This window comes from Endozoicomonas sp. SESOKO3 (assembly GCF_024606255.1).
In genome coordinates, this window is sequence record NZ_JAHHPR010000471.1 from 1 (window position 1) to 2,633 (window position 2,633).

The 2,633-nt window shown below is 48.8% G+C and carries 4 protein-coding genes; 3 read left to right on the forward strand and 1 reads right to left on the reverse strand.

The annotated features are described in order from the left end of the window. The 3 genes from rsxG to nth form a co-directional block, all read left to right on the forward strand. The coding region (rsxG, locus tag KDK18_RS08115; protein WP_306670892.1) for an electron transport complex subunit RsxG at positions 1 to 685 on the forward strand (685 nt) is incomplete at its 5' end. Beyond that, complete coding sequence (locus KDK18_RS08120) at positions 682 to 1,443, forward strand: electron transport complex subunit E (protein ID WP_257254401.1); 762 nt, start codon at positions 682 to 684, stop codon at positions 1,441 to 1,443. The genes rsxG and KDK18_RS08120, both read left to right, overlap by 4 nt. Then, positions 1,440 to 2,072, forward strand: a complete 633-nt coding sequence (gene nth / locus KDK18_RS08125; RefSeq protein WP_257254402.1) for an endonuclease III — start codon at positions 1,440 to 1,442, stop codon at positions 2,070 to 2,072. The genes KDK18_RS08120 and nth overlap by 4 nt, the downstream gene beginning before the upstream one ends. 67 nt (positions 2,073 to 2,139) lie before the next feature. Here nth and KDK18_RS08130 read toward each other — a convergent pair. Beyond that, a partial coding sequence (locus tag KDK18_RS08130) for a hypothetical protein (protein WP_257254403.1) occupies positions 2,140 to 2,633 on the reverse strand: 494 nt, incomplete at its 5' end.

Sequence of the window (2,633 nt, forward strand, 5' to 3'; positions counted from 1 at the left end):
ACCTTCTGCCGGCCTTGCCAGCAGCATCGTTCGCAACAGTCTGACACTGGGTATGTTTGCCATTCTCACCGTGGGCCTCATTGCTCTGACTTTTGTTTTCACGCAAGAGAAGATTCATGCCCAGGTTCGCGCCTTTGAAGCCAGGGCTCTGAAAGAAATTCTTCCGGATGACACACACGACAACAGCATTCTGGATGCCCGGATAGTCATCCCGGCCAATGATTTACTGGCAACCTCTACTGAAAAATATGGCTACGTAGCTTTCAAGCATCACAAGCCTGTTGCTGTCATTCTTCCCGCCATAGCTCCTGACGGCTATGCTGGAAAAATAGAGCTACTGGTGGGCATATACGCCGACGGGACTCTGGCTGGAGTAAGAGCCACCCAATACAAGGAAACGCCTGGACTCGGTGATAAAATAGACACCAAAGTGTCTGACTGGATCTTGCAGTTCCGGGGTAAGTCTCTCACAGACCCTGCTCCTGAAGACTGGGGAGTCAAGAAGGATGGCGGCCAGTTTGACCAGTTCACCGGGGCTACTATTACCCCCAGAGCTGTTGTGGGCTCCGTCTATCGAACCCTGAACTATTTTGCCTCTCACAGGGAAACACTCTTTAAAGAGGGTGAAGCAGCCATGGAAACCCTGGCACAGCCAAAAGTTTCGAGAAAAGGAGCAGAACAATGACGGATGATGTTGCTACTGATTCAGCGCTGCAGAAAAAATCGTTGTTCGCCGATCAATCAGCCGCCAGGATTGCCTGGAACGGGCTCTGGCATAACAACCCGGCCCTGGTCCAACTGCTGGGTCTTTGCCCCCTTCTGGGTGTATCCAACAGTGTGGTTAACGCTCTTGGGCTTGGTATTGCTACCATGCTGGTGGTCATGGGCTCAAACATAGTTGTTTCCCTTATTCGACATCAGGTGACTGATGCGATTCGCCTGCCTGTCTTTGTTATGGTCATCGCCTCTTTTACCACTTGTATCGAGCTTTTGATGCAGGCTTACACCTATGAGTTGTATAAAATTCTGGGTATTTTCATTCCCCTGATTGTCACCAACTGCATTATTTTGGGACGTGCAGATGCCTACGCCTCTAAACAGCCTGTGATTCCTGCCGCTTTTGATGGATTGATGATGGGAGCAGGCTTTGCTGCCATATTGGTTCTGCTGGGAGCGCTTCGGGAACTGATTGGTCAGGGAACACTGTTCTCGGGCATGGATCTGCTTCTGGGCCCTGCCGCTCAAAACTGGTCAATTGTCGTTTTCCAGGATTACAAGCAGTTTCTGTTCGCCATCCTCCCCCCGGGAGCCTTTGTCTTTATGGGGTTTCTGATTGCTATCAAAAATGTCATCGACAAAAAGCAGGAAGAAGCCAGAAAGGCTCAAGAGCCGTTATCAGAGGTTGGCAGTAAACGTGTTCGAGTGACTGGAAATATCCGATGAATAAGGAAAAAAGAACCCGGATTTTTAGCCGTTTGCGGGACCAAAACCCTAACCCAACGACAGAACTGAATTACTCCTCCTCCTTCGAGCTTTTGATCGCCGTGATTCTTTCAGCTCAAGCAACGGACGTTGGCGTGAACAAGGCAACGGATAAATTATTCCCGGTGGCCAATACACCCCGGACCATTTTTGATCTGGGTGTTGAAGGCCTGAAGGAATATATCAAAACTATTGGCCTGTTCAATGCCAAAGCCGAAAATGTCATTAAAACCTGTAAAATGCTGCTGGAACAGCATGACGGTGAAGTCCCTGATACCCGCGAAGCCCTGGAAGCACTACCCGGTGTGGGTAGAAAAACTGCAAACGTGGTGCTGAACACCGCTTTCAAACAGCCTGCTATGGCTGTGGACACTCACATATTCCGGGTTTCCAACCGCACCGGAATTGCTCCGGGCAAGAATGTGCTCGAAGTAGAAAAAAAACTGGTCAGACTGGTTCCCAAAGACTTTCTTCTGGACGCCCATCACTGGCTCATTCTTCATGGACGCTACGTCTGCAAAGCCAGAAAGCCTCAATGCGGCAGCTGTATTATCGAAGATTTGTGTGAATTCAAGGAAAAGATTTCCTGATCCAAGACATAGAGCCCCCTCTCGTCCTGAGCTTGTCGAAAGACTTCGACAAGCTCAAAGCCGGGAATTAGAAACGGCGATAACCTCCGTTAATAAAGGAAACAACGACTGCGGAAACAACAACATACAAAACACCGCCAGAAGGAATAGCTGAAACATAAGAAACAGCGGATGAAGCATCAACAGGATTGCATTCATCAGAATAACTTGCCGGATAGTAACCATGATCGCCAATATAGGACTGAATACTGGGTAACAGCATAAACGCTGTAAAGGTTTCAGCGGCTTTGTTGTTAGCAGCGTTACGGAGTATCACCATCTGCTGCTTGAGACGGTGAAAATCAGTGTCTTTTAACAGGGACACTTCATCGACTTCGGGGTAACCGTGCTTTACGTCATGAGTATCCGCGGAGTGATCATCATCTCCGTGAAACACTAACGAGGCCGGGAGCAAGGCAAATACCTCCGTTTTATTCTTGCTGCTATCCCAGACATCATGAGCGCTGTCTTCGATCTTGATTCTCCCCGTTTCATTAAGGGAATAGTACAACCCTGTAGAGT